At 68.4% G+C, this 1131-nt stretch carries 2 protein-coding genes; both read left to right on the forward strand.

The annotated features are described in order from the left end of the window. Window positions 1–580, forward strand: a 580-nt coding sequence (locus tag ODJ79_RS46570) for a winged helix-turn-helix domain-containing protein (RefSeq protein WP_263030184.1), incomplete at its 5' end; no start/stop codon positions are given. Beyond that, the gene (locus tag ODJ79_RS46575) at window positions 505–1113 is read left to right on the forward strand and encodes a transposase (protein WP_263030185.1); all 609 of its coding nucleotides are present in this window, start codon (window positions 505–507) and stop codon (window positions 1111–1113) included. The genes ODJ79_RS46570 and ODJ79_RS46575, both read left to right, overlap by 76 nt. Window positions 1114–1131: the final 18 nt, after the last annotated feature.

Below are 1131 nucleotides of genomic sequence, written 5' to 3' on the forward strand. Positions count from 1 at the left end.
GTCTCGGTGGGCTGGTGTCGGCTCTGCTGATCGCATGCGATACGGCGACGGTGGTGGCGTTGACCAGGCAGAACGGGCGCGACGAGAGCGAGTACGGCAGCAAGCGGCGCAGCTGTTCGCCGACGGTAGGTCGGCGGTCGAGGTCGCCGGGCTGCTCGAGGTGTCGACGAAGTCGGCGTATCAATGGCGACGGGCCTGGGTCGCTGGTGGCGCCCAGGCGCTGGCCTCGAAAGGGCCGTCGGGACCGGACCCGAAGCTGTCGGACGAGCAGTTGGCGCGATTGAAGACGCGCCTTGAGCTGGGACCGGCGGCGGCGGGATACGGCGAGGACCAGCGCTGGACTCTGGTGCGGGTGGTCGCGTTGATCGCGACGATGTTCCATCTGCGGGTCGGGATCACCACGGCGTGGCAGGCGATGCGCCGGCTCGGCTACACCCCGCAACTGCCGATCCATCGCGCGATCGAGCGGGACGAGGCCGCGATCGCGCACTGGCGCCGGTATCAGTGGCCGGCGGTAAAAGAGTCGCCACCGGCCGGGCCGCCTGGATCTGTTTCGCCGACGAGTGCGGCCAGACGCTAAGAGCGCACAAGGCCACCACCTGGGCGCCCAAAGGCGAAACGCCCGTGGTGAAGGTGACCGCCAAGGGCACCGTGCGGGTCTCGGTGGCCGGGCTGTGCTGCTACCGGCCCGGTCACCGCTCCCGGCTGATCTACCGCACGCTGCTGTATCGCGGACGCAGAGGCGAACCGAAAGGCTTCCGGGAGCCGGAGCTGATCCGGCTGCTGGACGCCGCCCACCAGCAGCTACAGGCCCCGATCGTGCTGGTCTGGGACGGCCTGTCCACGCACAAGACACCCGCGATCCGGGCAGCGATCGCCGCCCGGTCCTGGCTGCGCGTCTACCAGCTGCCCGCCTACGCGCCCGAGCTCAACCCGGTCGAGAAGGTCTGGTCGACCATGAAGGGCAGCCTGGCCAACCTCGCCGTGCGCACCGCCACGGAGCTTGCCGCCGCGGTGAAGAACCGACTCAAACGCATGCAATACCGCACTCGTCTGATTGACGGCTACCTCACCGGAACAGGTCTACCTCCACCGTCACCGACCAGACCTTGATCACAAAAGGTGTCTAGC

Origin of the sequence: Actinoplanes sp. KI2, assembly GCF_025630775.1 — a bacterium.
In the GTDB taxonomy this organism is placed as follows: Bacteria; Actinomycetota; Actinomycetes; order Mycobacteriales; family Micromonosporaceae; genus Actinoplanes.